The organism is Agromyces allii, assembly GCF_009749385.1.
GTDB lineage: Bacteria > Actinomycetota > Actinomycetes > Actinomycetales > Microbacteriaceae > Agromyces > Agromyces allii.
In genome coordinates, this window is the sequence record NZ_WBIN01000002.1 from 300,886 (window position 1) to 324,258 (window position 23,373).

Below are 23,373 nucleotides of genomic sequence, written 5' to 3' on the forward strand. Positions count from 1 at the left end.
CCAGGGCGAGCCGGCCGAGGCCGAGTCGCGCATCAGCCGATCGTGGTGCCGAACGCGAGACCGAGCGCGTAGGTGATGGCCGCGGCACCGAGCCCGATGGCCAGCTGCCGCAGGGCGCGCTTCATCGGCGACGCTCCCGAGAGCACGCCGACGGTGGCGCCCGTGGCGAGCAGCGCGATGCTCACGAGCACGGTCGCCAGGACGGTCGCCGCAACGCCGCTCATGCCGAAGATCCACGGCAGCACGGGAATGAGCGCGCCCGAGGCGAAGAACAGGAAGCTCGAGACGGCGGCCGAGAGGCCGGTGCCGATCGCCTCGTCATCGTCGGGTACGACGGCGAGCGCGTCGGTCGCGCCGGCCGTGACCCCGCCGGCGGCCTGCACGCGCGCCACGAGCATCGCGGCCTGCTCCTGCGCCTCTGCCTCGTCCATGCCGCGGGCTCGGTAGACGAGGGCGAGCTCGTTCGCGTTGACGTCGAGGTCGACCAGGGCCTCGCGCGTGGTCGGGTCGGGGGCGGATGCCTCGAGCAGCTCGCGCTGGGACCGCACCGACACGTACTCGCCCGCTCCCATCGACAACGCGCCCGCCAGCAGTCCTGCGACGCCCGTGAAGAGCACGACCGACGGCGCGACCCCCGTCGCGCCGATGCCGAGCACGAGCGCCAGGTTCGAGACGAGGCCGTCGTTCGCACCGAACACGGCGGCCCGGAAGGTCCCTGCGAGCGAGCGGCGCCCGCGCGCCGCGAGGCCGCGCACCACCTCGCCGTGGATCCGCTCGTCGGCGGCCATCGCCGGGGTCGCGTGCGGGTCGGCCGCGTAGGGCGAACGAGCCTCGGCCTGCTGCGCGAGCGCGAGCACGAAGATCGAGCCGAACCGGCGCGCACCCCAGCCGAGCAGCCGCGTGCGCACGTCGGCGCGGGGGATGCCTCGTTCGTCGCCGCCGAGGAGGCCCAGCCAGTGCGCCTCGTGGCGCCCCTCGGCTGCGGCGAGGGCGAGCAGGATCTGCTGCTCCTCACCGGTGCGGCGCGCCGCGAGCTCGCGGTAGACGGCGGCCTCCGCGCGTTCGTCGGCGAGGTAGCGACGCCACTTCGCGCGGTCGGCGGGCGTGCCCTGCAGGGCGGGTTCGTTCGAGTCGGCCATCGTTCGCATCCTCTGCGGGAGTCGCGATGCGCCCCCGCTCCATCACGTCGTGGCCGCTCGTGCGGCCGTCTGCCACGATATCGACGCGCCGGGTGGCCAGGAGGCCGATTCGCCCGGATTGGCAGCATTTCGGATCCCCGAACGGTGCGGCGGCCGGCCGCGCAGGCCGCGCGCGTCCAGGGCGGAGACACCGGCGGACACGTGCCACGATGGTCGGATGAGTGCTCGCATCGCCCTGGTCACCGGTGTCGGTCGTGCGAACGGCATCGGGCACGCCACCGTGCTCGCACTCGCGCGCGACGGCTGGGACGTCGCATTCACGTTCTGGCGCGCCTACGAACGCCGGGTCCCGCTCGGCGCGGACCCCGAGCGCGACCCCGAGCGGCTGGAGGCGGCGGTCGAGGCCCTCGGGCGACGTGCGATCGGAATCGAGGCCGACCTCGCGGATCCCGAGACGCCCGAGCGCCTGATCGCGTCGATCGACGAGCGGCTCGGGCCGGTCGACGCGATCGTGCTCGCGCACTCCGAGAGCGTGGACTCCGGCATCCTCGACACGAGCGTCGAGAGCTTCGACCGGCACTTCGCGGTCAACACGCGCGCCGCCTGGCTGCTGATCCGCGCGTTCGCGGGCCAGGCGCCGGGCCCGGGCGGGCGCATCGTCGCGTTCACGAGCGATCACACCGTCGGCAACCTGCCGTACGGCGCGAGCAAGGGCGCGCTCGACCGCATCGTCATCGCCGCCGCCCGCGAACTCGCGCCGCTCGGCATCACGGCGAACGTGCTGAATCCGGGACCGGTCGACACCGGGTGGATGGACGAGGCCACGCGCACCGCCCTTGCGGCGCATCAGCCGGGCGGGCGCCTCGGCACGCCGGAGGACGCGGCGAGGCTCGTGCGGTTCCTGCTCTCCGACGATGGCCGATGGATCTCGGGACAGCTCATCACGAGCGACGGGGGCTTCTCGGTCTGAGCGGCCCCTGCCGACCGGATGCAACAACGCAGGCAGATGGAGCCGCAGGCGAGCGGATGTCGTCGGCCGACGGATCTCTCAGGCCGGCGGATGTCTCAGGCCGGCGCCGTGACGAAGTCGATGAGCTCCTCGACGCGCGCCAGCAGCGCGGGTTCGAGGTCGCCGTACCCGCGCACCTGGCCCAGGATGCGCTGCCAGGCCCTCGCGATGTCGGCCTGTTCGGCGTGCGGCCAGCCGAACGCCTCGCAGACCCCGTGCTTCCACTCGGTGCCTCGGGGAATGACCGGCCACGCCTCACGGCCGATGCGCGCAGGCTTCACGGCCTGCCAGACGTCGATGTACGGGTGACCGACGACGAGCACGTTCGCTCGGTGCGGCCCGCGCATGACGGCGTCGGCGATGCGCTGCTCCTTCGAGCCGGGCACGAGGTGGTCGACGAGGATCCCGGCGCGACGCCCGGGGCCGGGCTTGAAGTCGTCGAGTTGCTCGGCGAGCACGTCGACGCCCTCGAGGTACTCGACGACGACGCCCTCGACGCGGAGGTCGGCACCCCACACCTTCTCGACGAGCTCGGCGTCGTGCCGGCCCTCGACGAAGATGCGGCTCGGCAGCGCGACCTTCGCCTTCGCCTGCGCCGCGTCGACGGCGAACGACCCCGAGGCGGTGCGCAGCCGCCCCGCGGGCGCCTTCGGCTTGGGGCGCACGAGCTGCACGGCCTCGCCGTCGACGAGGAACCCGTGGCCGAGCGGGAACATGCGGGTCTTGCCGAAGCGGTCCTCGAGGGTCACATGCTGCGCGTTCACGGCGACGACCGCGCCGCAGTACCCGTCGGACGCGAGCTCGACGACGAGATCGCGCTCGGCCTCGACGGTCGGGATCACGCGTCGCCCGCGCGCCTTCCAGTCGCCGGCGAGCACATCGTCGCCGTAGCGGTCGGGTCCGTTCGAGGTGTGGGTCGGGTTCGGCACCGGACGAGGCTAACGGAAGTCGCGTGACCGCAGCGGCGCCGACACGGTGAGCCGTTCGAACCGGTCGGCGACGAGGTTCACGACCCCTTGCTCGGAGCGTTCGAGGATGCCGCGGATGACCATCGCGGGCGCCTCCCGCGCCACGCGCCGGTACCGCTGCCACACGCCGACGCTCGCGATCACGTTGACCGTGCCGGCTTCGTCTTCGAGGTTCATGAACGTGATGCCGCTCGCCGTCGCAGGCCGCTGCCGATGCGTGACCACGCCCGCGATCTCGATGCGCCGGCCGTTCTCGGTCGTGCGCAGCAGGTCGCTGCGCACCACCCCGCGTTCGTCGAGGCGTTCCCGCACGTGGCGCATCGGGTGGTCGTCGGGCGAGATGCCCGTGGCCCACAGGTCGTACACGACCTGCTCGGCGGGGGAGAGGAACGGCAGCAACGGCGGCTGCACCACGACGACCGAGCCCTCGAGGAACTCCTCGCGGTCCTGCGCGGCCTCGCCCGCGAGCCAGAGCGCCTGGCGACGCCCGAGGCGGAAGCCGGCGAACGCCCCGGCCGCGGCGAGCGCCTCGAGCTGCTCCGTCGAGAGACCTGCCCTGCGGGAGACATCCGCCATGTCGCGGTACGGCCCGCGGGCATCGCGCTCGGCCACGATGCGCTCGGCCACGGCGAGGCCGATCGAGGAGACGTCGGCGAGGCCGAGCCGCACCGCGAACGCGCCGTCGCGCCGGTGCTCCGCCGAGCGATCGGGTGCCTCGCGCACGAACTTCTCGACGGGCGGCTGCACGGGGTCGGCGCACGAGGGCATGCCGGTCGGCTCGCGGCATCCGTCGTCCGATGCTCCGGATGCCGCAGCAGCACCTGATGCGCCCGGCACGCCCTGAGCACCGCCACCGAGCGGTTCGAGCCCCGCATGCACGCCGGACCGCAGGATGTCGGGCCGACGCACCTCGACGCCGTGGCGGCGGGCGTCGGCCGTGAGGGTCTGCGGCGAGTAGAAGCCCATGGGCTGGGCGCGCAGCAGCGCCGCGAGGAACGCCGCGGGGTGGTGCAGCTTCAGCCACGAGCTCGCGTAGACCAGCAGGCCGAAGCTCAGCGCATGGCTCTCGGCGAACCCGAAGTTCGCGAACGCCTCGATCTTGGCGTAGATGGAGTCGGCGACCTCGGGCTCGATGCCGTTCTCGGCCATGCCCTTGTAGAGCTTCGCGCGCAGCCGGTCGATCTTCTCGACGCCGCGCTTGGAGCCCATGGCGCGGCGCAGCAGGTCGGCATCGGCGGCGCTGCAGTTGCCCACGGCGACGGCCATCTGCATGAGCTGCTCCTGGAAGAGCGGCACCCCGAGCGTGCGCTCGAGCACCGGCTCCAGCTTGGGATGCAGGTAGCTGATCTTCTCCTCACCCGTTCGACGGCGGATGTAGGGATGCACGGCACCGCCCTGCACCGGGCCGGGCCTGATGAGCGCGATCTCGACGACGAGGTCGTAGAAGCACCGCGGCTGCAACCGGGGGAGCGTGCCCATCTGCGCGCGGGACTCGACCTGGAACACGCCGATCGAGTCGGCACGGCACAGCATGTCGTAGACCGCGGCCTCCTCTTTCGGGATGGTGGCGAGCTCCCACGTCTCGCCCGTGTGGTCGCGCACGAGGTCGAACGTGTACTGGAGGGCGGCGAGCATGCCGAGGCCCAGCAGGTCGAACTTGACGAGGCCCATCCACGCGCAGTCGTCCTTGTCCCATTGGAGCACCGTGCGGCGCTCCTTGCGCGCGTGCTCGATGGGGCACACCTCGCCGACCGGTCGGTCGGTGAGCACCATGCCGCCCGAGTGGATGCCGAGGTGCCGTGGGAAGCTCAGCAGCTGCGAGGCGAGCTCGACCACCGGCTCGGGGATGTCGTGGTCATCGGTGTTCACGACCGCGCCCCAGCGCTCGACCTGCCGGCTCCAGGCGTCTTGCTGACCCGTCGAGAAGCCGAGCGCCTTCGCCATGTCGCGCACCGCGGCCTTCGGGCGGTAGCTGATGACGTTCGCGACCTGGGCGGCGTTCATGCGCCCGTACTTCTCGTAGACGTACTGGATGATCTCCTCGCGACGGTCGGAGTCGAAGTCGACGTCGATGTCGGGCTCCTCGTCGCGGAGCGCCGAGAGGAACCGCTCGAACGGCAGGTCGTAGAAGATCGAGTCGACCGCGGTGATGCGCAGCACGTAGCAGACCGCCGAGTTCGCCGCCGACCCGCGCCCCTGGCAGAGGATGCCCCGCCGCCGGGCCTCGTGCACCAGGTCGTGCACGATGAGGAAGTAGCCGGGGAAGTCCTTCTGCTCGATGACGTCGAGCTCGCGCGCGAGGCGTTCGCGCACGTGCTCGGGCACGCCGGGGTAGAGCTCGGCCGCACCTCGCCAGGTGAGCTCGCGCAGCCAGCTCATGGGCGTGTGCCCCTCTGGGACCTTCTGCTTCGGCAGCCGCGGCCTGGCGCTGCGCAGCGTGAACCCGAGCTCGGCCGCGAGCGTCGCCGACCGCGCGACCGCACCGGGGTAGCGGGCGAACCGCTCGGCCATCTCGGCCCCCGAGCGCAGGTGCAGGCCGTCGGATGCGGGCAGCCACCCGTCGAGCTCGTCGAGGCTGCGCCGGGCGCGCACCGCGGCGAGCGCCGACGCGAGCCGGTGCTCGCCCGGCGTGGCGTAGTGCACGGCGTTCGTCGCGAGCAGCGGCAGGCGCGCGCGTTCGGCGAGCGCGGCGAGCTGGTCGTTGGCCTGCTGGTCGAGCGGATGCCCGTGGTCGAACAGCTCGACGACGACGTGGTCGCGCCCGAAGAGGGCGATCAGCCGGTCGAGCTCGCGCCACGCGGCATCGGGTCCGACGCTCGCGAGCGCACGGCGGACCATGCCCTTGCGGCATCCGGTGGGGATGATCCATTCATCGCCGGAATGCTCGGCGAGCGCCTCGAGCGAGTACACGGGCCGCCCCTTCTCGCCGCCGGCGAGCTGGCCCTCGGTGATCGCGCTCGCGAGACGGTGGTAGCCCTCCTGCTGCCTCGCGAGCACGAGCAGGTGCTCGCCCTCGGGGTCGGCGGCGCCCATCTGCGGCTCGGTGAGGCCGAGCGAGAGCTCGGCGCCGAAGACGGTCTCGAGCTCGGGGAAGCTCTCGGCGGCCTCGGCGAACCGCACGACGCCGTAGAACCCGTCGTGGTCGGTGACCGCGAGTCCCGTGAGACCCAGTCGGTGCGCCTCCTCGACGAGCTGCTCGGGTGCCGAGGCGCCGTCGAGGAAGCTGTACGTGGAGTGCGCGTGCAGCTCGGCGTACGGGACGACCGGCCCGGTCGGCGCCTCGAGGCCCTCGGAAGGGCGGTACGGATGCCGCTTGCGGCTGAACGCCGGACCGTCGCCGCCGTCGGCGATGAGCGCGGGCGCCCCCGGTCGCCGCCGATCGGAGAGCTTGCGTTCGAGCTCCGACCACGGGATGCCCGGATTGTTCCAGCCCATCAGCGGCACCGCCCCGTCATCATGTGCATCAGTCGTACCTCGCCTCGGCCCACCAGCCGTCGCCGTCGCGCACGAGCAGCCACGCGCACCCGTCGTCGTCGACGATCTGGAAGCGGTGCACGCGCTTGGCCGCCGCCGGATCCCACCAGCGCTCGACGACCGGCCACGGGCCCGCCCAGGCGCGCACGGGCCGTGCTCCGAACCCGTCGGTGCGGCGAGCGGGGCCGCCGCTCGTCGCACCGCCCACGGCGAACCGCTCGGGCACCGCCGAGATGACCCCACGGGCGTCGATCGCGACATCCGCCCCTCTCGCATCGAGCAGCGCGACGGGCCGCCGTTCGCGGAACACGCTCGCAGGGGCGAGCGCCGGCAGGCTGCCGGGCCACGGCGCGTCGCCCTCCCGGCCGGCCCCGCGCTCGGGCGGGCGGTCTCCCCACGGCACGAGCACCTGGCGGTCGGCGAGCATGCGCCCGCCGCCGACCGACGCGGTGACGACGGCGTCGTGGCCGAGCATGCTCTGCACGCGCGTGAGCCCGTGATGCACGCGTTCGTCGGGGCCGCCGCCCCAGAGCCCCTCCTCGTGGTTGCCCGTGGAGTCGATGCGTTCGGGGATCACGCGCAGCCGCACGATCGGCGAGGCCAGGCCCGCATCGGCCATGCCCGCGCCCTGCAGCTGCCAGCGCACCCGGTCGATGACGTCGGCGGGCGTGAACCACCGCGGGTGCAGCCAGCTCCGGCTCGAGCGCCCGCCGCGCTCGTCGTCGATCTCGACCCGGAGCCCGGTGCACACGAGGCGGACGTCGCGCATGCGCTGGATGAAGCCCTCTGCGCCGACGCGGAACGCGAACGCGAGCTGGTCGATGCGGTCGAGCGGCGGCTCGAAGTGCTGCTCGACCTCGAACTCGGGCGGGGGAGTGCGAGCGAGCACCCGGGCCTGTTCGCGGCCGGCGGCACGGTCGTGGGCGAACGCGCCGGCCGCGCCGAACCTGCGGCGCACGTCGGCCTCGGGCAGTGCGGCGAACTCGCCCAGGGTGCGCACGCCGAGGCGGTTCAGCAGGGTGCACGTGCGCTGGTCGGTCACGAGCGCCACGGGCAGCGGGGCGATGAAGGCGGCGGATGCCCCGGGCTCGACGATCTCGACCCGGGCGCCCATGTCGGCCCCGCCGTCGGCCCCGCGCGCGGCTGCGCTCGGCTTCGCGGCCCGGGCTGCACGGGCCGCACGGGCCGCCTGTTCGGCCGCGAACGGCCCGTCGGCGATGCCGACCCCGGAGCCCTCGAGGCCGAGGGCCTCGAGGGTCGCGAGCAGCGCGGATGCCGCGGCGGACTCGCTCCCGTAGTAGCGGGCGGGCCCACGGGCGCGCATGGCGAGCGTGCCGGGTCGCACGACCTGCACTCCGGGCACGGTCTGCTCGACCTGGCGCACGACGGGTTCGAACACGCGCACGTCGAGTTCGACGTCGTACTCGTGCACCGCGAGCTCCGGACACCGCAGCTGGGCCTCGCGGAGCTTCAGCCCCCGCATGACCCCGGACGCGCGAGCGGCGGCCGAGCAGGCGAACACGAGCCCGTGGTCGATGAGCGCGATCGGGGTGTCTGCGTCGAGGCCGAGGTCGCGGCAGACGGCGCGGATCGGCCAGTCCGGGCACCACAGCACGATCGTGCGGCCGGGTTCGACGTTCATCCGGCCCTCCGTCGTGCTTCGCCGACGAGTCCGAGCGCCGGGTTCGCCCTCGCCCGTCGCCTGAGCGAGAGGGCCGAAGACGGGGCCGCAGGCGCCGCCCCGCCGAACGAGGGAGCTGCGGGCAGGCGTTCGACGGGCACGGCCGCGAACTCGAGCGACCGCCCTGGCAGGCGCAGCCGGGAGCCGGCCCGGCGCACGAACTCGCCCCGACCCGCGACCTCCACGACCGCCTCGCGGTCGACGAGATGCCCGTGCCCGCGTTCGATGCCGTGCCACTGGCTGGCCGAGACCCCGAGCCGCGCGTCGCTGCCGGGCCACGCACCCGCCACGAGGAGCGTGGTGCCGCGCTGACGGAGCCGGGCCTGCAGTCGACTCGCCTCGGCGGGGGAGACCTGCCCCACGGGCCGCACGGCGACAACGGGGATCACATCGGCGAGCGCCGCGGCGACGGCGAGCCACTGGTCGCCCGGGTCTGGGACGAGCGCGAGGCGTTCGAGCGCGATGCCGAAGCGCGCGGCCGCCTCGACCCCGAACTCGGGCATGCCGACGACGGCCGCCCAGCGCCCGTCGGCGCTCGGCCCGGCGAGCAGCGCCATGAGGAGGGTCATCGACCCCTCGACCTGCACGATCGTGCCCTCGCGGAGCGTGCCGCCCGGCAGCACGTCGGCGAAGGCTGGATGCGTCGGCACGGCCTTGGTCTCGAGCCGCGTGCTCTGCATGCCGCGGATGCGGGCCTGCAGCTCCTCGACGCGCGCGGCACGGGGTGCACGCGGTGCGGCGTCGGGGAGGGGAGCGGTCATGGTCACCGCTCCAGTTTCGAACATATGTTCGAACACGGCAAGTCGGATGCACCGAACGTCCGCATCCGGAGTGGAACCGGGGCGAGCATGGCGGTGCGCCGGGAGTGAGCGCGGAAGGGAGCGGGGAAGCGCCCACGGGATGAACCCAGGAACCGAGCCGGGAAACGACCCCGGAAATGCAAGAAGGCCCGGATCGAAACCGATCCGGGCCTTCTCGACACAAGCGTGCGCGAGGGGGGACTTGAACCCCCACGCCCGTTAGGGCACTAGCACCTCAAGCTAGCGCGTCTGCCATTTCCGCCACCCGCGCTTGTGTCTGCCTCGCGATTTCTCGCTCGGCAACGAGATGAAACATTAGCACGGTTCCGAACGCGCTTTTGACCACGGGGGTCGTTTGCACCGCGGGATTCAGGACTTTCCGAGCCTGAAGCGCCGATCAGGGCCATGTTCCGATTTTCGCATGTCGCCGCATCGCGACAGCCGTCGCCCCGATCGACGGCGGCGGCTACGGTGAAGGGCATGGCCGAGACATCCGCACCGCTGCCCGAGCCCCGCCTCGAGAACGAGCAGAACGAGACCTCCGAACTCGAGGAGACCGCGCTCATCGCGCGCGACCTGATCAGGTTCGACACGTCGAACTACGGCGGGGGCAAGGCGGAGGGCGAGCGCGAGGCCGCCGAGTACGTCGAGGCGCGCCTTGCGGCACTGGGCCTCTCGCCGCAGATGTTCGAACCCGAGCCGCGGCGCACGAGCGTCGTGGCCCGCGTACCGGGTCGCAACCCCGAGAAGCCCGCGCTCGTGCTCCACGGCCACCTCGACGTGGTGCCGGCCGATGCGCGCAACTGGAGCGTCGACCCGTTCGCGGGCGAGATCCGCGACGGCATGCTGTGGGGGCGGGGCGCCGTCGACATGAAGGACATGGACGCCATGATGCTCACGGCGCTCGGCGACATCCTGGGCTCGGGGCGCCTGCCCGAGCGCGAGATCGTCGTCGCGTACTTCGCCGACGAGGAGGCCGGTGGCGGTGTGGGCGCGAGCCGGCTCGTCGACGACCACCCCGAACTCTTCGCGGGCGCGACCGAGGCGATCAGCGAGGTCGGCGGCTACTCGATCACGGTCGGCGGCACGCGCGCCTACCTGCTGCAGACGGGGGAGAAGTCGCTGCTCTGGATCCGGCTTGTCGCCCGAGGCACGGCCGCGCACGGCTCGCGCCTGATCCGCGACAACGCGATCACGAAGCTCGCCGGCGCGATCGCGCGCATCGGCTCGACCGAGTGGCCTGTACGCCTCACCGGCACGACGCGCGAACTGCTCGACCGGGTCGCCGACACGCTCGGCGTCGACCCGCAGCAGGTCTCGCCCGACGAGCTCGCCCTCGCCACGGGGTCGGCTTCGGGCTTCATCACGGCGACGCTGCGCACGACGTCGAACCCGACGGGCCTCGAAGCGGGCTACAAGCACAACGTGATCCCCGACCGCGCCGAGGCGCTCATCGACATCCGCACGCTGCCCGGCGAGGAGGACGCGGTGCTCGCCGAGATCGCGCGCATCGCGGGCGACGACATCGAGATCCAGATCGTGCACCGCGACGTCGGCCTCGAGTCGCCCACCTCGGGCGCCCTCGTCGACGCCGTGCACACGGCGATCCACGCGCACGACCCCGGCGCGCCCGTGTTCCCGTACCTGCTCTCGGGCGGCACCGACAACAAGTCGCTCAGCCGACTCGGCATCACCGGCTACGGCTTCGCTCCGCTGCGCCTGCCGGAGGGTCTCGACTTCCCGGCGATGTTCCACGGCGTCGACGAGCGGGTGCCGCTGGACGCGCTATTCTTCGGGAGGCAGGTCCTGCGCGACCTCCTCCTCGACTACTGACGGTCCACGCGAGCTCCGGGCCTCCGGAGAGGAAAGGCGGCCCAGCCACGTGATCGAAGCGCTCATCCTCGGATTCGTCCAGGGACTCACCGAGTTCCTCCCCATCTCCTCGAGCGCCCACCTGCGCATCCTCGGCGAGTTCCTGCCCGGAGCCCAAGACCCCGGAGCCGCGTTCACCGCCATCACCCAGCTCGGCACCGAGACCGCGGTCATCGTGTTCTTCTGGCGCGACATCGTGCGCATCATCTCGCACTGGTTCGGCTCGTTCACGGGCCGCGTGCCGCGCAACGACCCCGACGCGCGCATGGGCTGGCTCATCATCATCGGCTCGCTGCCGATCATCGTGCTCGGGCTGCTCTTCCAGGACGCGATCGAGACCACGCTCCGCTCGCTCTGGATCACCGCGACCATGCTCGTGGTCTTCGGCCTGATCCTGGGACTCGCCGACTGGGCCGGGGCCAAGCGCCGCAAGCTCGACGACCTCACGGTCGGCCACGGCGTCGTCTTCGGCTTCGCGCAGGCGCTCGCGCTCATCCCGGGCGTCTCGCGCTCGGGCGGCACGATCACCGCTGGGCTCTTCCTCGGCTACGAACGTGCGGCCGCCGCGCGATACGCGTTCCTGCTCGCGATCCCCGCCGTCTTCGGCAGCGGCCTCTACCAGCTCGCGAAGAGCCTGGGGGAGCCCTCGGTCTACAACCTCGTCGAGACGGGCGCGGCCACCGTGGTGGCGTTCTTCGTGGGTCTCGCCGTGATCGCGTTCTTCATGAGCTACATCTCCAAGCGCAGCTTCCTGCCGTTCGTGATCTACCGGGTGCTGCTCGGCGGCACGCTGTTCGTGCTGCTCGGCATGGGCGTCATCCAGCCTTGACCACCGGGCAGCGCTGACCGCCGGGCAGCGCTGATCGCCGGTCGACGCGACCGCGTGAGGCATCCGCCCGTCGCGATGCACGGCGACGGATGCCGCGCGCCGGCGACCGGCGCGCGCTCGCGCAGTGCCGCTCAGGCGTCGCGCGGGCGCCAGGGCTCGTCGCGCGGACCTTCGCCGCGCGGCGGCTCGTTGCGCCCGTCGGGGCCGTCGCCGCGGCGCCGGAGGTAGCGCTCGAACTCCTGCGCGATCGCCTCGCCGCTCGCCTCGGGGGCGTCGACGGCGTCGCGCGCGCGTTCGAGCTGCTCGATGTAGCCGGCCATGTCCTCGTCTTCGGCGGCGAGCGCGTCGACGCCGGACTCCCACGTCTTGGCCTCGTCCTCGAGGGTGCCGCGGGGGATGCTGAGCCCGGTGAGCTCCTCGAGCTTGCCGAGGAGCGCGAGCACGGCCTTGGGGGAGGGGGCGTTGTGCACGTAGTGCGGCACCGAGGCCCAGAGCGAGATCGTGGGGATGCCGGCGCGCTCGGCCTGGTCGGCGAGCACGCTGAGGATGCCGACGGGGCCCTCGTAGGTCGAGCGTTCGAGGCCGAGGCGGTCGCGCAGCTCGCGGTTCTCGCTCGAGGCGAAGACCGAGAGCGGGCGCGTGTGCGGGGCGTCGGCGAGCATCGCGCCGAGCAGCACGACGCCCTCGATGTCGGCCGCGAGGGCCTGGTCGACGAGTTCGGCGGCGAAGCTCTTCCAGCTGCGGGCGGGTTCGGCGCCCAGCAGCACGTGCAGGGTGTCGGCCCCGGGGCCGGTGACCCGCTCGTCGTCGTCGGTCGGCTGGTCGGATGCCGCGGCATCCGCATCGATCGACGGCGCGGGCCCGCGCAGCGAGGCGCCCGGCCACTCGATGCGCCGCGATCCGTCGTCGCCCTGCACGATGGTCGGCCGGGTGAACTGGTAGTCGAAGTAGAGCTCCGGATCGACGGCGGCGATCTCGACGAGGCTCAGGCGTTCGGCGAGCAGTTTCGCCGCACCCGTCGCGGCCTCGCCTGCGTCGTTCCACCCCTCGAACGCGACGACCAGCAGCCTGCCGCCCTCGAATCCGGCCGCCTGATTCACGCTCGGTGCCCCGCTCTCCGACCCGGATCACCCGGGTCATCTCCCACAATAGGCCGTGCCCGTAGACTTGACGGTTGTGACCACTCGCCTTCCCGCCGCAGTCCTCTGGGACATGGACGGCACGATCGTCGACACCGAGCCCTACTGGATGGCGGCCGAAGAAGAACTGGTCGGCTCGTTCGGCGGCACCTGGACCCACGAAGACGCCATGCGGCTCGTCGGCAGCGGCCTCTGGGAGTCGGCGCGCATCTTCCAGGAGCACGGGGTCGACCTCGACGCCGACGCGATCGTGGCGTGGCTCACCGAGCGCGTGCGCGAGCAGCTGAACGAGTTCGGCCTGCCCTGGCGACCGGGCGCCCGCGAACTGCTCGAGGCGCTGCGCGAGGCCTCCGTGCCGACGGCGCTCGTGACCATGTCGGTGCGTTCCATGGCCGACGACGTCATCGCGGCGATCCCGTTCCACGCGTTCGACGCGATCGTGACCGGCGACTCCGTGACGAACGCCAAGCCGCACCCCGAGCCCTACCTCGTCGCCGCGGCCGAGCTCGGCGTCGACATCGCCGACTGCGTCGCCTTCGAGGACTCGCCGACCGGCGTGGCCTCGGCCGCCGCATCGGGCGCCATCACCGTGGGCGTGCCCAACATCCTCTCGCTCGACGAGACACCGGCGACGGTGCTCTGGTCGAGCCTCGACGGGCGGACGGTGGCCGACGTGGCCGCGCTCGCCCATTCACGAAAGGCGAGCGCATGAGCGCGTCCCGCGGCGAACGCAGCGGCCCCTTCCAGATCGGTGACCGCGTGCAGCTCACGGGCCCCAAGGCCCGCATGCACACCATCACCCTCGAACCGGGCAAGATGTTCCACTCGCACAAGGGCCTCATCGCCCACGACGAGATCATCGGCCTGCCCGACGGCTCGGTCGTCGCGAACCAGGTCGGCATCGAGTACCTCGCGCTGCGGCCCCTGCTCAGCGACTTCGTCATGTCGATGCCGCGCGGCGCCGCGATCGTCTACCCGAAGGACGCCGCGCAGATCCTCGCGCAGGCCGACATCTTCCCCGGCGCGACGGTCGTCGAGGCCGGCGTCGGCTCCGGCGCGCTGTCGCTGTGGCTGCTCCGCGGCATCGGGCCGGAGGGCCGCCTGCACTCGTTCGAGCGCCGCGAGGACTTCGCGGGCGTGGCACGCGGCAACGTGGCGACGTTCCACGGCGCCGACCCCGAGAACTGGACCATCACGCTGGGCGACCTCGCCGAGGCCCTGCCCGAGGTCGCGCCCGAGGCATCCGTCGACCGCGTCGTGCTCGACATGCTCGCACCGTGGGAGTGCCTCGGCGCCGTGTCGACCGCGCTGAAGCCGGGCGGCGTGCTGCTCTGCTACATCGCCACGGTCACACAGCTCTCGCGCGTCGCCGAGGCGATCCGCGCAACGGGGGAGTACACCGAGCCCCAGTCCTCCGAGACGATGGTGCGCGGCTGGCACGTGCAGGGCCTCGCCGTTCGCCCCGACCACCGCATGATCGCCCACACGGGCTTCCTGCTCACGGCCCGCCGCCTCGCGCCCGACACCGTGCTTCCCGAGCTCAAGCGACGCCCGTCGAAGACCGACTTCAGCGACGAGGACGTCGAGCTCTGGACCCCCGGCGCGCTCGGCGAGCGCACCGTCAGCGACAAGGCGCTGCGCAAGCGCGTCAGGGCTGCGGATGCCGCGGCCGCGCGTTCGCGCGAGGGCGCCGGCCCCGACGACGACGCGCCCGAACCCTCAGGCGAAGCCGAGTAGGCTTTCACCGCCCACCGCGACCCCACCAAGAATCGAGGATCAGTGCGCTCGTCACTCGCGCTCATCGCCACCGTCGGCCTCGTCGCCGTCGCCCTCACGGGATGCGCCGCATCGGCGCCCGCCCCCGAGGCGACCCCCGGAGACTCGTCTGCGGCGGTCGAGGTGAGCGGCAAGTTCGGCGAGGAGCCCAAGGTCTCCTTCCCGTCGCCGCTCAACCCCGAAGAGACCCAGTGCACCGAGATCATCGAGGGCACCGGTCCGCTCCTGAGCGAGGGCCAGCTGGCGCTCGTCGGCCTCGGCGTCTACAACGGCGCGACCGGCGACGAGATCCAGGTCACGGGCTTCGGCGACACCGACCCGGTGCCCCTGAACGTGAACGCGTCGGCGACCATGCCCGGCATCGCGAAGGGCCTGACCTGCGCGCGCGAGGGTTCGCGCGTCGTGGTGGTCGTGCCCGAGAAGGACGGCTTCGGCCCGAACGGCAACCCGTCGGTCGGCGTCGAGCCCGGCGACAGCATCGTGTTCGTGGTCGACGTGCAGCGGGCGTTCCCGTCGCGCGCCGACGGCACGCCGCAGCTGACCCGCGACCGGTTCCCCGCCGTGGTGCTCGCACCCGACGGCCGCCCCGGCATCACGGTTCCCAAGATCGATCCTCCGAAGTCGCTCCAGCAGGAGACCCTCCTGCAGGGCTCCGGCGAGGTCGTCGAAGACGGCGACACCGTGGTCGTGCAGTACACGGGCGTGCTGTGGGACGAGGGCACCGCGTTCGACTCCAGCTGGGAGAAGGGCACCCCCGCGACCTTCGTGGTCGGCGAGGGCGGCCAGGTGATCCCCGGCTTCTCGAAGGCGCTCATCGGCCAGAAGGTCGGCTCCCAGATCGGCGTCATCATCCCGCCGTCCGAGGGCTACGGCGAGCAGGGCAACAGCGGCGGCGTGCCCGCCAATGCGACCCTCTTCTTCGTCATCGACATCCTGGGCGTGATCTGACGTCTCGACTCCCTTCGTTCCGGCGACCGGTCGCTTCGGCGTGGGTAAGATCGCTCCTGTGACCGGCGCCGAACGAAGAGACGTGAAGATCCCGGTCGAAGACCGACTGTTCAGCCTCGTCCTCGCGCTGCTCGCGACCGAGACCGGCCTGCTGAAGGCCGAGATCCTCTCGACCGTGCGCGGCTATGCCGAGAAGTACGACCCGCACGGCTCCAACGCGAATCTGGAGCGGCAGTTCGAGCGCGACAAGGACGAGGTGCGCGAGCTCGGCATCCCGCTCGAGACCGTCGAGTCGCCCGATCGCCCCGGTGACAACCAGGCGCTGCGCTATCGCATCCCCAAGGGCCAGTACGACCTGCCCGACGAGGTGCGGTTCACGCCAGACGAGCTCGCGCTGCTCGCCCTCGCGGGCGAGGTCTGGCGCGGGGCGTCGCTGTCCGAAGACTCGCGCCGTGCGCTGACGAAGATCCGTGGGCTCGGCATCGAGCCGCGCGAGCCGGTCATCGGCTACGCACCGCGGCTCCGGGTGCGCGAGGCGGCCTTCGAGCCGCTGCGCACGGCGCTCGACCGACGCCAGCGCGTTCGGTTCGCCTACCTCAAGCCCGGCGAGACGGCCCCGCGCGAGCGCCGCGTCGACCCCTACGCCGTCGTGCTGCACGAGGGCCGCTGGCACCTGCACGGCCGCGACGTCGACGCCGACGGCCTCCGCACGTTCCTCCTCTCGCGCATCGTCGGCAAGGTCGACGTCGTGCCCGGTGCCACGTTCGCGCCGCCCGCCGAGGGCATCCAGGACCGCATCCTCGCCGAACTCGACGAACTGCGGCTCAGCAACGTCGCCGACCTCGCCGTGACGGCGGGCAGCGACGCCGAGGTGCGTCTCGGCAAGCGCGCGGTGCTCGGCGACGAGGATGCCGGCGTGATCCGGCTGCACTACACGGATGTCGCGGTGTTCGCCGACGAGCTCGCGGCCTACGGCCCCGAGGTCAGGGTGCTCACCCCGCCCGACCTCCGCGACGCGGTGCGCGACCGTCTCCGGCTCGTCGCCGAGACGCACGCCGCACGCGACCCCCGAGGAGCACGATGACCCAGCGACGCGCAGCACTGCGCGCACCCGACAAGCTCGTGTTCCTGCTCTCGCTCGTTCCGTACCTCATCGAGCAGCAGGTCGTCACGGTCGCCGAGGCCGCGGCCCACTTCGGATCCACCGACGAGCAGATCCGCGACGCGGTGCGGCTGATCGCGATGTCCGGGCTCCCGGGCGACACCGGCACGTACCAGTCGAACGACCTGTTCGACATCGACTGGGACGCCTTCGAGGAGCACGACGAGATCGTGATCGTGCACCACGTCGCGATCGACGAGGCGCCCCGGCTCGCCGCCCGCGAGGCGGCGGCGCTCATCGCCGGCCTGCAGTACCTCGCCGCCCTGCCCGAGAACGCCGACAGCAGCGCGCTCGCCTCGCTCACGGCGAAGCTCCGCGCGGGCGCCTCGGCGACCCCGTCGGGCCTCGCGATCGCCGAGCCCGTCGCCGATTCCTCGCTCGCGCTCATCCGCGAGGCCATCACCGGCGGCCGACAGCTCGAGTTCGACTACCTCAACGCGCGGGGCGAGGCCGGGCGGCGACGCACCGATCCGCTGCGGATGCTTTCACAAGACGCCGACTGGTACCTGCAGGCGTACTGCCACACGCGCGAGGACGTGCGCAACTTCCGGGTCGATCGCATGAGCGAACTTGAGGTCCTCGACTTCCCGGTGGGCGACCACGCCGACCTCGACGTGCCCGAGACGCTGTTCCAGGGCTCATCGTCCGACCTCGACGTGGTCGTCGACGTGGCGGCCGAGGCGCTGCCGCTCCTCGCCGACTACCTGGCCGACTCCTCGACCCAGGAGGTCGACGGGCGACTCCGCGTGACCCTGCGCCTCGCGCACGTGCACGGACTCAAGCGACTCGTCTCCGGCCTGCCCGGACTCGTCACGGTCGTGGCTCCGGCCGACGCGCGTCAGGTCGTCGCCGAGTGGGCGGCCGCCGGGCTGCAGGGCTACGACGAGGCATCCGTCCGCTGAGCGCGTACGCTCCGCACCCGACCCGTTAGACTGACCTCCACATCCCCGTCAGAATTGGACGCCGCATGTTCGCAAACCTCACCGGATGGCACTTCCTGATCATCCTGGTCATCATCCTGCTGCTCTTCGGCGCGCCCAAGCTTCCGGCGCTCGCGCGGAGCCTCGGGCAGTCGATGAAGATCCTCAAGTCCGAGGTGCGCGACTCCGACGCAGACGGCAAGGCCGACACGACGGGCGACGCCCCTGCTGCGGGCGACAACGCCGCGAGCACCGGCACGAACACGGCCGAGGGCACGGCGAAGAAGCCCGATTCCTCCTCGGGCGCCTGACGCATGACCGCGACGACGGCGCGCGGTGAGAAGAACCGCGAGCGGCGGATGTCGCTCGGGGCGCACCTGATCGAGCTCCGCAAACGACTGTTCATCGCCGCGATCGCGATCGTGGTCGGCGCGATCGCGGGCTGGGTGCTCACCGAGCTCTTCGTCTGGGACGCGATCCAGCAGCCCGTGGTGAACGTCGCCAAGGCGCAGGCCGAGGCGTACGCCGCCGCGCATCCCGGCGAAGACGTGCCCAAGGTCGCGACCATCGTCTTCCCGACGATCTCGAGCGCGTTCGACCTGCGGCTCCAGTTGGCGTTCACGATCGGACTCGTCATCTCCAGCCCGGTCTGGCTCTACCAGATCTTCGCGTTCCTCGTGCCCGGGCTGAACACGCGCGAGCGCAAGTTCACGCTCGGCTTCTTCCTCTCGGCGATCCCGCTGTTCCTCGCCGGATGCGCAGCCGGCTGGTTCGTGCTGCCGAACATCGTCAAGCTCATGACGAGCTTCGTGCCAGAGGGCGGCGAGAGCCTCCTCACGGCCAAGGAGTACCTCGACTTCGTGCAGAAGCTCGTGATCGCGATCGGCGTCGCGTTCGTGCTGCCCGTGTTCATCGTGCTCCTGAACTTCGCCGGGGTCATCAGCGCCGCCTCGATCATCAAGTCGTGGCGCGTCGCGATCCTCGTGATCGTGCTCTTCACCGCGATCGCCACGCCGTCGGCCGATGTCGTCTCGATGTTCATGCTGGCGATCCCGATGATCGGCCTGTACTTCCTCGCCTGGTTCATCGCGCACCTGCACGACCGCCGTGTCGAGCGTCGAAACGCCGAGGAGTTCGCGGAGCCTGTCTAGGCTGAAGGGGTGATGAGCCTCTCGCCGGCCGAACGGTACGCCCAGTCGCGCGAGCAGCGCCGACGCCCCAGACTCCAGGACTTCGCGGCCTCCCAGCGCTTCGACCTCGACCCGTTCCAGCGGGCCGCCTGCGGCGCGCTCGACGAGGGGCGGAGCGTGCTCGTGGCCGCACCGACCGGTGCGGGCAAGACCGTGGTGGCCGAGTTCTCGCTGTTCCTCGCGATGCAGCAGACCGGTGCGAAGGTGTTCTACACGACGCCGATCAAGGCGCTGTCGAACCAGAAGTACCAGGAGTTCGTCGAGGCATGGGGGTCCGACGACGTCGGCCTGCTCACCGGCGACACGAACATCAACTCGAACGCGCGCATCGTGGTCATGACCACCGAGGTGCTCCGCAACATGCTCTACGCCGGCTCGTCCACCCTCGACCGGCTCGCGTACGTCGTGATGGACGAGGTGCACTACCTCGCAGACCGGTTCCGCGGGGCGGTGTGGGAGGAGGTCATCATCCACCTCCCCGAAGACGTGCGGCTCGTCGCCCTGAGCGCCACGGTCTCCAATGCCGAGGAGTTCGGCGACTGGCTTCAGGCGGTCCGCGGCGACACCGACGTCGTCGTCTCCGAGGACCGCCCGGTGCCGCTCGAGCAGCACGTGCTCGTGAAGGGCAAGCTCGTCGACCTGTTCGACTCGTCGGGCAAGGGCGCCACGAACCGCGTCAACCCCGAACTGCTCCAGCTCGCCCGCGCCGGCGGCCGCTCCATCTCGTCGCGGTCGGCCCGCGGACGGCGGGGCGGCGATCGCGGCCGCTACCACCACGGCGGCGGTCAGGGCACCGGGCGCATCGACCGCCCCGAGGTCGTCGACCTCCTGCACGGCAAGCACCTGCTGCCCGCCATCTTCTTCATCTTCTCGCGCGTCGGGTGCGACCAGGCCGTCCGCCAGGTGCTGCGGTCGGGCATCCGCCTGACCGAGTCGTCGGAGCGCGACGAGATCCGATCGATCGTCGAGTCGCGGGTGCAGATGCTGCGTGACGAAGACCTCGCCGTGCTCGGCTACTGGGACTGGCTCGAGGGACTCCAGCGCGGCGTCGCAGCCCACCACGCCGGCATGCTCCCCGCGTTCAAGGAGGTCGTCGAGGAGCTCTTCCAGCGCAAGCTCCTGAAGGCGGTCTTCGCCACCGAGACGCTCGCCCTCGGCGTGAACATGCCGGCGAGGTCGGTCGTGCTCGAGAAGCTCGAGAAGTTCAACGGCGAGGCACGCGTGCCGATCACGCCGGGGGAGTACACGCAGCTCACCGGCCGCGCGGGCCGCCGCGGCATCGACATCGAGGGCCACTCGGTGATCCAGTGGGTCGACGGGCTCGACCCCGAGGCGGTCGCCGCGCTCGCGTCGCGCCGCAGCTACCCGATGAACTCGAGCTTCAAGCCGACCTACAACATGGCCGTGAACCTCGTCGACCAGTTCGGACGCGAGCGCACCAGGCAGATCCTCGAGCTCTCGTTCGCCCAGTTCCAGGCCGACCGCGCGGTCGTCGACCTGGCCCGCACCCTGCGCAAGCAGGAGGAGTCGATGGCGGGCTTCGAACAGGCCATGGCCTGCCATCTCGGCGACTTCGCCCAGTACTCGGCGATCCGGCGGCGCATCAGCGACCTCGAGCGTCAGAATTCCAAGGGCAATCCGACGCACGCCCAGCGCGAGCGCATGCAGCGCGACCTCGCCGATGCGCGCAAGCAGATGCGCGCGCACCCGTGTCACGGCTGCGCGGAGCGCGAGCAGCACGCACGTTGGGCGGAGCGGTGGTGGCGTCTGCACCGCGACCACGAGCAGCTCTCGCGCCAGATCCACACGCGCACCGGGCAGATCGCGAAGCGGTTCGATCGTGTCGCCGACGTGCTCGAACAGCTCGGCTACCTCGAGCGCACGGCCGACGGCGGCATGGTCTCGACGCCCGCCGGCCGCATCCTGAAGCGCATCTACGGCGAACGCGACCTGCTGGTGGCCGAGTGCCTGCGTCAGGGGCTCTGGAACGGCCTCGACGTACCGTCGGTCGCGGCGATGGCGGTCTCGCTCGTCTACGAACCGCGGCGCGACGACCACGGCGAGCAGTTCCGACTGCCGCGCGGGCGGTTCCGCGAGGCCTTCGAGCGCACGACCGACATCTGGAGCGAGCTCGACGACCTCGAGCGCGACCATCGTCTGGACGGCAGCGAGGTGCCGTCGCCGGCGCTGGCGATGGCGATGCACGCGTGGGCGAGCGGTGCGAGCCTCGGCGCCGTGCTCTCCGACACCGACCTCGCAGCGGGCGACTTCGTGCGCGTCGCGAAGCAGGTCGTCGACGTGCTGGATCAGATCTCGATCGTGGCCGACGCCGAGCTCGGGGTCACGGCCCGCGCCGCGATCGATGCGGTGCGCCGCGGCGTCGTCGCATACGGGTCCGCCAGCTGAGACGACCAACGGGTGCCAGGGCACGGGCGGTCCGGTCGCTGCCGTTCGCCTAGGCTGATCTGGTGCCCGTCCCGAGACCGCTGATGCCCCTGTGGGCGGCCCTGCTCGTCGCGATCGCCGGCGGCCTGATCTACGACCTCGGGTTCCCGGGCGTCTCGTGGTGGCCGCTCGCATTCGTCGGCATCGCGTCCGCCCTCCTGAGCCTGATCGGGCGTTCGGCCTGGGCGGCCCTGCTCGTCGGCTTCGCCTTCGGCATGGCGTTCTACCTGCAGCAGGTCTCCTGGACCGCGCTGTACCTCGGACCGGTCCCGTGGCTCGCGCTCTCCGTGCTGGAGTCCGCGTTCGTCGCGGGCGGCGCCGTGCTCATCACGCTCGCCTACCGCTGGGTTCCTCGCGCGAGCGATGCCCGCTGGGTGCGCCTCGTCGTGCTGCCTGCGCTCGTGGCGGGCCTCTGGTGCCTCCGCGAGGCCGCCACCGGCTCGATCCCGTACGGCGGGTTCCCCTGGGGCCGCGCGGCCCTCAGCCAGTCCGAGAGCCCCTTCGCCGACGTCGTCTCGTGGGTCGGCAGCACGGGCCTCGGGTTCGTCATGGTGTTCCTCGTCGCGGCGATCATCGAGTGGGTTCGCCTGCGCGCATGGCACGACCTCCGCACGGCGATCCCGGTCGTCGCCGTCGCGCTCATCGCGATGCTCGTACCCCAGTGGCAGACGACGGATGCCGGCACGCTCCGCGTGGCCAGCGTGCAGGGCAACGGTCCGGCCGGCTACTTCGACGAGCGCGCCCAGGGCGACATCCTGGCCTCGCAGCTCGAGGCATCCGAGCCCGTGCTCGACGAACCCGACCTCGACGTGCTCCTCTGGCCCGAGGGCGGATCAGACCTCGACCCGCTGCGCTCCGATCGCGTCGCCGGCATCTTCGACCGGTTGAGCGAGCAGATCGACGCGCCCGTGCTGCTGAACACCGTCACGGTCGAGGGCGACGACGAGGCGACCGCGAAGTACTTCAACACGTCGATGCTCTGGCGCGCGGGCGAGGGCGCGGTCGCGACGTACGACAAGCGGCACCCGGTTCCGTTCGGCGAGTACATCCCCGATCGCGACTTCTGGTACTCGCTCGCGCCCGACCTCATCGGCCTCGTCCAACGCGGCTACACGCCCGGAACGAATCCGCCCGTCTTCGACCTCGGCGACGCGATCACGGGCCTGGCCATCTGCTTCGACGTGATCTACGACGATCTCATCTGGGAGGGCATCGACGACGGCGCCCAGGTCTTCATGTTCCAGACGAACAACGCCGACTTCCGCGGCACCGACGAGAACGAGCAGCAGCTCGCGATCGCCCGCCTGCGCGCGATCGAGACGGGCCGGTCGGTCGTGAACATCTCGACCGTCGGCACGAGCCAGGTGATCGACCCCGCGGGGCGCACGATCGATTCCCTGCCCGCGTACGAGCCCGGGGCCATGGTGACGGATGTCGAGCTCCGCGACGGACGCACTCCCTCGGTCGTGCTCGGCGCTGCCGTGCCGTGGCTGCTCGTCGGCGGCGCCGCGCTCGGACTGGTCGGCGCGGGCCTGATCGCACGCCGTCGCGATCGCGGACGCACCGGGGCCTGAGCCCGAGGTTCGCGGACAAGGCCCCCGGAAACCACGAACGCCGCCTCCGAACGGAGGCGGCGTCGATGGATGAAGCGGTGCGGCTACGCGCTCTGCTTCTGCCCGCGGCGTGCGCGCAGGAACGCGAGGCGCTCCTCGAGCAGCTCTTCGAGCTCGGCGCGCGTACGGCGCTCGAGCAGCATGTCCCAGTGGGTTCGGGCCACCTTCTCGCCCGAACGGTCGATCTCGACCGGCTTGGAGTCGACGAGGAGCACGGCCGAAGCACCGCAGTTGCGGCACTCCCACTCCTCGGGGGTCTCAGCTTCGGTCGAGAAGATCATGACCGTCTCGTGGTTGCATGCCTCGCAGCGGTACCTGTACTCCGCGCGGTCGGCGAAGATCACGCCGTCTTCAGTCTGCAAGCTCTGAGCGCCGATGCGCATGCCTCGTAGGCTCCGGTCCGCCATG

Annotated in this window: 19 protein-coding genes and 1 tRNA gene; 12 read left to right on the top strand and 8 right to left on the bottom strand. The window is 71.7% G+C overall.

Annotated features, from left to right (window positions below):
* Nucleotides 1-32: 32 nt before the first annotated feature.
* On the bottom strand, nucleotides 33-1,139 hold the full coding sequence (locus GQR16_RS03930) for a VIT1/CCC1 transporter family protein (protein WP_157413850.1): 1,107 nt from the start codon (nucleotides 1,137-1,139) through the stop codon (nucleotides 33-35).
* Between the two features lie 217 nt (nucleotides 1,140-1,356).
* Here GQR16_RS03930 and GQR16_RS03935 point away from each other — a divergent pair, with 217 nt between their 5' ends.
* Nucleotides 1,357-2,109 carry an SDR family oxidoreductase gene (locus GQR16_RS03935; RefSeq protein ID WP_157413851.1) on the top strand — a complete coding sequence of 251 codons (753 nt, stop codon included), beginning with the start codon at nucleotides 1,357-1,359 and terminating at the stop codon, nucleotides 2,107-2,109.
* A 95-nt stretch (nucleotides 2,110-2,204) separates the two neighbouring features.
* On the opposite strand, the gene GQR16_RS03940 is transcribed toward GQR16_RS03935, so the two are convergent.
* The 5 genes from GQR16_RS03940 to GQR16_RS03960 all read right to left on the bottom strand — a co-directional run bounded on the left by GQR16_RS03940 (nucleotide 2,205) and on the right by GQR16_RS03960 (nucleotide 9,342).
* Nucleotides 2,205-3,077, bottom strand: a complete 873-nt coding sequence (locus tag GQR16_RS03940) for a DUF3097 domain-containing protein (protein ID WP_157413852.1) — start codon at nucleotides 3,075-3,077, stop codon at nucleotides 2,205-2,207.
* 9 nt (nucleotides 3,078-3,086) lie between these two features.
* Nucleotides 3,087-6,551: an error-prone DNA polymerase gene (locus tag GQR16_RS03945; protein ID WP_157413853.1), complete on the bottom strand. Its 3,465-nt coding sequence runs from the start codon at nucleotides 6,549-6,551 to the stop codon at nucleotides 3,087-3,089.
* Nucleotides 6,552-6,579: 28 nt separating this feature from the next.
* Nucleotides 6,580-8,232, bottom strand: a complete 1,653-nt coding sequence (locus GQR16_RS03950) for a Y-family DNA polymerase (RefSeq protein WP_157413854.1) — start codon at nucleotides 8,230-8,232, stop codon at nucleotides 6,580-6,582.
* Nucleotides 8,229-9,032, bottom strand: coding sequence for a hypothetical protein (locus tag GQR16_RS03955; RefSeq protein WP_157413855.1), 804 nt, complete (start codon nucleotides 9,030-9,032; stop codon nucleotides 8,229-8,231). Before GQR16_RS03955 ends, GQR16_RS03950 begins: the two co-directional genes overlap by 4 nt.
* A 226-nt stretch (nucleotides 9,033-9,258) precedes the next feature.
* Nucleotides 9,259-9,342: transfer RNA gene (locus GQR16_RS03960), tRNA-Leu, on the bottom strand.
* A 209-nt stretch (nucleotides 9,343-9,551) separates the two neighbouring features.
* Between GQR16_RS03960 and GQR16_RS03965 the strand changes: the two genes are divergently transcribed.
* A complete protein-coding gene (locus tag GQR16_RS03965; protein ID WP_157413856.1) occupies nucleotides 9,552-10,904 on the top strand; it encodes a M20/M25/M40 family metallo-hydrolase in 1,353 nt (450 codons plus the stop codon).
* Between the two features lie 49 nt (nucleotides 10,905-10,953).
* Complete coding sequence (locus GQR16_RS03970; protein ID WP_157413857.1) at nucleotides 10,954-11,772, top strand: undecaprenyl-diphosphate phosphatase; 819 nt, start codon at nucleotides 10,954-10,956, stop codon at nucleotides 11,770-11,772.
* A 131-nt stretch (nucleotides 11,773-11,903) separates the two neighbouring features.
* Here GQR16_RS03970 and GQR16_RS03975 read toward each other — a convergent pair whose 3' ends face one another.
* Nucleotides 11,904-12,872 (bottom strand): PAC2 family protein, encoded by a 969-nt coding sequence (locus GQR16_RS03975; protein ID WP_246200471.1) that lies wholly within the window; start codon nucleotides 12,870-12,872, stop codon nucleotides 11,904-11,906.
* A 76-nt stretch (nucleotides 12,873-12,948) separates the two neighbouring features.
* On the opposite strand from GQR16_RS03975, the gene GQR16_RS03980 reads away from it, so the two are divergent.
* The 9 genes from GQR16_RS03980 to lnt all read left to right on the top strand — a co-directional run bounded on the left by GQR16_RS03980 (nucleotide 12,949) and on the right by lnt (nucleotide 22,926).
* A complete protein-coding gene (locus GQR16_RS03980) occupies nucleotides 12,949-13,623 on the top strand; it encodes an HAD family hydrolase (protein ID WP_246200472.1) in 675 nt (224 codons plus the stop codon).
* Complete coding sequence (locus tag GQR16_RS03985; protein ID WP_157413858.1) at nucleotides 13,620-14,648, top strand: tRNA (adenine-N1)-methyltransferase; 1,029 nt, start codon at nucleotides 13,620-13,622, stop codon at nucleotides 14,646-14,648. Before GQR16_RS03980 ends, GQR16_RS03985 begins: the two co-directional genes overlap by 4 nt.
* A 42-nt stretch (nucleotides 14,649-14,690) precedes the next feature.
* Nucleotides 14,691-15,635 carry an FKBP-type peptidyl-prolyl cis-trans isomerase gene (locus tag GQR16_RS20040; RefSeq protein ID WP_157413859.1) on the top strand — a complete coding sequence of 315 codons (945 nt, stop codon included), beginning with the start codon at nucleotides 14,691-14,693 and terminating at the stop codon, nucleotides 15,633-15,635.
* A gap of 58 nt (nucleotides 15,636-15,693) precedes the next feature.
* Nucleotides 15,694-16,719 (top strand): helix-turn-helix transcriptional regulator, encoded by a 1,026-nt coding sequence (locus GQR16_RS03995; RefSeq protein WP_211373425.1) that lies wholly within the window; start codon nucleotides 15,694-15,696, stop codon nucleotides 16,717-16,719.
* Nucleotides 16,716-17,699: a helix-turn-helix transcriptional regulator gene (locus GQR16_RS04000; RefSeq protein ID WP_157413860.1), complete on the top strand. Its 984-nt coding sequence runs from the start codon at nucleotides 16,716-16,718 to the stop codon at nucleotides 17,697-17,699. Before GQR16_RS03995 ends, GQR16_RS04000 begins: the two co-directional genes overlap by 4 nt.
* A 65-nt stretch (nucleotides 17,700-17,764) precedes the next feature.
* Complete coding sequence (gene tatA / locus GQR16_RS04005; RefSeq protein WP_157413861.1) at nucleotides 17,765-18,028, top strand: Sec-independent protein translocase subunit TatA; 264 nt, start codon at nucleotides 17,765-17,767, stop codon at nucleotides 18,026-18,028.
* 48 nt (nucleotides 18,029-18,076) lie between these two features.
* The gene (gene tatC / locus GQR16_RS04010; RefSeq protein WP_157414000.1) at nucleotides 18,077-18,868 is read left to right on the top strand and encodes a twin-arginine translocase subunit TatC; all 792 of its coding nucleotides are present in this window, start codon (nucleotides 18,077-18,079) and stop codon (nucleotides 18,866-18,868) included.
* 12 nt (nucleotides 18,869-18,880) lie between these two features.
* Nucleotides 18,881-21,313: a DEAD/DEAH box helicase gene (locus GQR16_RS04015; protein ID WP_157414001.1), complete on the top strand. Its 2,433-nt coding sequence runs from the start codon at nucleotides 18,881-18,883 to the stop codon at nucleotides 21,311-21,313.
* A 62-nt stretch (nucleotides 21,314-21,375) separates the two neighbouring features.
* Nucleotides 21,376-22,926 carry an apolipoprotein N-acyltransferase gene (gene lnt, locus GQR16_RS04020; protein ID WP_246200474.1) on the top strand — a complete coding sequence of 517 codons (1,551 nt, stop codon included), beginning with the start codon at nucleotides 21,376-21,378 and terminating at the stop codon, nucleotides 22,924-22,926.
* 83 nt (nucleotides 22,927-23,009) lie between these two features.
* On the opposite strand, the gene GQR16_RS04025 is transcribed toward lnt, so the two are convergent.
* Nucleotides 23,010-23,372, bottom strand: coding sequence for an RNA polymerase-binding protein RbpA (locus GQR16_RS04025; RefSeq protein WP_067876429.1), 363 nt, complete (start codon nucleotides 23,370-23,372; stop codon nucleotides 23,010-23,012).
* Nucleotide 23,373: the final 1 nt, after the last annotated feature.